This window comes from Halochromatium sp. (assembly GCF_054919635.1).
In genome coordinates this window covers 1-3,955 of sequence record NZ_JBUDPI010000343.1, presented here as the reverse complement: position 1 = coordinate 3,955, position 3,955 = coordinate 1, and the positions used below count along the sequence as shown (strand labels likewise).

Below are 3,955 nucleotides of genomic sequence, written 5' to 3'. Positions count from 1 at the left end.
ATCTCGTGCGCTGGATGCTCACCGACGGCCAGCAGTATGCCGAGGCGCTGCGCTATGTCCCACTGCCGGAGAACATGGTGCAAGCGGCGCTCGCTGAGTTGGATAGCCTTTAGCGGCGAAACTTCGCGTCGCCACCAACGGCTTCGGCCGCATGGGCAGGCTCGCACTGCGAGCGGCATCGACTGCCCGAACGCCGACTGACAGGCAGTCAATGGACACGAACACGCGCAACTACCTAACAGTCACGACCGGCTACTGGGCCTTCACCATCACCGACGGCGCAATCCGGATGCTGGTGGTGCTTTACTTCCACCAGCTCGGCTATTCCCCCTTCGAAGTTGCGATGCTGTTCCTCTTCTACGAGGTCTTCGGCATCGTCACCAACCTGGTCGGCGGCTGGCTCGGCTCGCGCATCGGGCTCAATCTCACCATGCACATCGGCATGGGACTACAGGTCATCGCACTGATGATGCTGACAGTGCCCGATGCCTGGCTCGGAGTGGTCTATGTGATGGCCGCCCAGGCCCTGTCCGGCATTGCCAAGGATCTGAACAAGATGTCCGCTAAAGCCACGGTCAAGACGCTGACCGGTGGCGCGGGCGGCGAGTCCAAGCTGTTCAAGTATGTCGCTGTGCTGACCGGTTCCAAGAACGCGCTCAAGGGTGCCGGCTTCTTCGTTGGCGCTGCGCTGCTGCAGGGATTTGGCTTCCGCAATGCACTCTTCATCCTCGCAGGCGGGCTGTTCCTGGTGATGATCATCACCATCGCGCTGCTGCCCTCTGGCGTCGGCAAGCTGAAGGAAAAGGCCAAGTTCACACAGGTGTTCTCCAATACGCCAGCGATCAACTGGCTTTCAGGAGCCCGCTTCTTCCTCTTCGGCGCCCGCGATATCTGGTTCGTCGTGGCGCTGCCGGTCTTCCTCTACGATGTGCTTGGCTGGGAGTACACAGCCGTTGGCGCCTTCCTTGCCCTCTGGGTCATCGGCTACGGCTTCGTCCAGGCCGGCGCGCCGGCCCTGATCCGTCCGAACAAGCTGGGTCAGGGTCCTAGCGGGCGCACGGCGCTGCTCGGCGCGTTGGTACTGGCGTTGATCCCGGCAGGCATCGCGCTGGGCATGACCCATGGGCCTGAGGTCACACCGGTATTGGTCAGCTGGCTGACCGAGGTGACCGGCGCCGACCTCGGGTGGCTCGCGACGGCCTCAACGGCCGAGATCCAGAGCGCGGTGCTGATCGGTGGCTTGATGCTGTTTGGCATCGCCTTCGCCATCAACTCTGCCGTGCATTCCTACCTGATCCTGGCCTATGCCGATGCCGACAAGGTCGCACTCAACGTCGGCTTCTACTACATGGCGAACGCCGGCGGCCGCCTCGCCGGAACCGTGCTCTCGGGTCTGATCTACCAGACGCAGGGACTTGAGGGCTGTCTGTGGTGGTCGACCGGCTTCGTGCTCGCCGCCGCCCTGCTCTCGCTTTGGCTGCCCCGCACTCCCCAAACCGCTGGCGCCAACGCGCTGCCCCGAACCATTGCCCAGACTGCCGCGTTTCCCCAACCCACTTTTGTCGATGTCGACGCCCACGTCGAGGCGACACGACTGGCCGAGCTCTATGCGCCTATCGCGGGGCGGGCGCAAGGCTGCTCGGTGCGCGAGGGCGACACCGTCAGCGCCGGACAGGTCCTTCTGCGCATCCTGCCAATCGACGCTGATACCGCTGAACACCAGGTTCGGGCGCCTTGGGACGGCTCAGTCGCGCGGGCGTATGCGCGCGTTGAAGGCCGTGAGGTGAAGGCGCAAATGCTGCTGTTTGAGCTCTTCGACCCAGATAGCCTGGTGCTCCGCTTCTCGATCGACGGCTCGAGGACACTCGGACTGGCGCCGGGGCAAAGGGTGCAGGCTCGCTTTGATGGCGCGCCGGCCGATCAAATAGAGCTGATACTGACGCGCGCCTGGCCAGCCCTCGAGCCGGAGACCGGCCAGCGGATCTTCGAGGCACAGCTTCCAGAGCGAGCCGACGTTGCCATCGGCATGGCCGCGCAGGTGCGGGTTGAGTCCGCCGTGGCCGGTCAAGGTCCTGCATTAACGACACTCACCGACACCATGCCGACCTAGATTCTCAATAAGTCACGGCACGACCGCAGCCGCAGCCCGCTCACGGACGATGTCCGACAAGGGCGGGATCGTGCCGGTCCTGGTCAACGCCCATCGAGCCTTGAACATTCCCAAACCGCGTCGTCTGTTTGCTTCTCCTGGTTGCTATGATTGGAGTCACGCTGCAATCGATGCACTTGCGTGACCGCCTCACGCGACTGTCGCGTTGTCACATAAAACGGTGAATCATGCCAACCGTCCTGAAAGATCGCTTCGTCCCCCTCGAGGACTACTTCGCCCTGGATTCCGAGACCGCGCCCGAGCGCTGGGAATGGCGTAATGGCGATGTCCACTGCATGACCGAGGCCCAGCCGGAGCACAACATCATCTGCCTCAATGTCGGTGCTGAGCTACGCGCGCGGCTGCGCGGCTCCAGCTGCCGCACCTTCACGAGCGATCAACGCATCAAGGTCCACGCGGGCAGTCCCTACCTGTATCCCGACGTCTCGGTCGCCTGCGATCCGCGCTACACCCCCATCAACGGACTGCGCGCACTGCTGAACCCGGTGCTCATCGTCGAGGTCCTCTCGCTCAGCACGGCTCATGACGACAAGGGCACCAAGTTCATGCAGTACCAAACGATCGAGTCGCTCACCGATTACCTGTTGGTCGATTCAAACGAGGTCGCCGTGCTGCACTACCGAAAGGATGCGGAACTCTGGACCCCGCGACTCTTCCAGCAGGCCAGCGACGAGGTCGAGCTATCGGCGCTCGGCATCGCCATACCGCTCGCTGAAATCTATCTCGACAGCGGCCTCCTTCCCAGCTGAATCGTTCCGGGCTTGCGCGCAACGGGCACTCCCGAGGTCATCTCCGCTTCGCTTGTACCGAGAACCCGAAGACATGCTAAAGATCAAATATATGAAATTCCATATCTGCTAGGCTTGTCGCCAGAGTTAGCCGTCGCCAAGGTCGTACTCAGAACCTATCCAGCAACTGCTTCCCTATTTCAGAGCCAGTGTCCGGCAATCACCGGGAAGTAGACCATGCATCGCTGCCAAGCACAGACGGCCCCGACACCCATATCCGGAGCCTCCCCATGCCCGATCCCTTCGCCTGGCTCGGCGACCTCATCGCCTATTCGCTAGTCGGCCTGAGCCCAGACTCGGCCACGGGCGCCGCACTGCAATTCTTCGTCATGGACGTGGCGAAGATCTTCGCGCTCTTGGTCATTATCATCTATCTCATGGGCCTGCTACGCGCGCTGGTCTCGCCCGAGCGGGTCCGCGAGCTCGTGCGCGGCCGGCCCGATTGGCAGTCGCGTGGTCTCGCCGTGGGCCTGGGCGCGCTGACGCCATTCTGCTCCTGCTCGTCGGTGCCACTGTTCATCGGCTTCGTCGAGGCCGGCATCCCGCTGGGGGTGACCTTCTCGTTCCTGATCGCCTCGCCAATGATCAACGAGGTCGCCGCCGTGCTCTTGATCGGCATCCTCGGCTGGAAGCTGGCGGCGCTCATGAAACAGATCAAAGTGCTTGGCTCCAGCTGCCGCAATTGCGAGATCACCGCGAAGGTCATCGGCCAGCCCGCCCAAGAGGCCGGCGTCGAGATCGAGCTGGAGAAGGTCACCGACATCGCCCAGATCATGGGGTATGGCGTGATGTCGACGCCGGGGGTGGTGGTCGATGGCGTTGTCGTCCATTCCGGTGGCGTGCCGGGTCCAGATCAGGCGCGCGCCTGGGTCAGCGCGGGCACCCGAAGCGCCGACGCGTGATATACCCATTGCAGATCGGTTTTCGGCGCTTCAAGCCCGCTCCGGGTCGGGCAGCGGCGATCGGGGGACGCCGTGAATCCGTCCGTGGAGGCTTG

At 63.2% G+C, this 3,955-nt stretch carries 3 protein-coding genes and 2 pseudogenes; all 5 read left to right on the top strand.

The features are described 5' to 3' along the window. Nucleotides 1-211: 211 nt before the first annotated feature. Nucleotides 212-1,486, top strand: a pseudogene (gene arsJ / locus ACY693_RS16275) (organoarsenical effux MFS transporter ArsJ); the annotation flags it as partial. Nucleotides 1,487-1,642: 156 nt separating this feature from the next. Next, the gene (locus ACY693_RS16270; protein ID WP_462322859.1) at nucleotides 1,643-2,110 is read left to right on the top strand and encodes an HlyD family efflux transporter periplasmic adaptor subunit; all 468 of its coding nucleotides are present in this window, start codon (nucleotides 1,643-1,645) and stop codon (nucleotides 2,108-2,110) included. 227 nt (nucleotides 2,111-2,337) lie between these two features. Next, nucleotides 2,338-2,919, top strand: coding sequence for a Uma2 family endonuclease (locus ACY693_RS16265; protein WP_462322857.1), 582 nt, complete (start codon nucleotides 2,338-2,340; stop codon nucleotides 2,917-2,919). Nucleotides 2,920-3,188: 269 nt separating this feature from the next. Then, nucleotides 3,189-3,602 (top strand): annotated as a pseudogene (locus ACY693_RS16260) (permease); the annotation flags it as partial. Then, a complete protein-coding gene (locus ACY693_RS16255) occupies nucleotides 3,603-3,860 on the top strand; it encodes a thioredoxin family protein (protein WP_462322858.1) in 258 nt (85 codons plus the stop codon). It begins immediately after the preceding pseudogene. Nucleotides 3,861-3,955: the final 95 nt, after the last annotated feature.

Coding starts and splice junctions, on each gene's coding strand:
- ACY693_RS16265 (WP_462322857.1), top strand. CDS start 2,338: ATGCCAACCGTCCTGAAAGATCGCTTCGTCCCCCTCGAGGACTACTTC.
- ACY693_RS16255 (WP_462322858.1), top strand. CDS start 3,603: ATGAAACAGATCAAAGTGCTTGGCTCCAGCTGCCGCAATTGCGAGATC.